At 70.2% G+C, this 208-nt stretch carries 1 protein-coding gene; it reads right to left on the reverse strand.

All coding sequences use genetic code 11. The annotated features are described in order from the left end of the window. On the reverse strand, window positions 1-208 hold a 208-nt coding region (locus ACLEQD_RS45460), incomplete at both ends, for an AMP-binding protein (RefSeq protein ID WP_410392085.1).

Here is a 208-nt window from a genome sequence, read left to right on the forward strand (position 1 = left end):
CGGCGGGCGCCGTGGTGGGCTGCTTCACCAGCTCCGCATCCGAGTCGAGGCACACCGCTGTGGCCGACGTTTCGGGCAGTGCAGACAGAAGATGTGAATGGGCGACGAGGGCGGGGCCCTGGGAGTCTTCCAGCAGCCAGCCCAAGCGCTCGCGCGGGTAGCTGGGGTCCAGCGGCACGTAGGCGCCACCGGCCTTGAGGATGCCGAG

It is taken from the genome of Corallococcus sp. 4LFB (assembly GCF_046520365.1).
In the GTDB taxonomy this organism is placed as follows: domain Bacteria; phylum Myxococcota; class Myxococcia; order Myxococcales; family Myxococcaceae; genus Corallococcus; species Corallococcus caeni.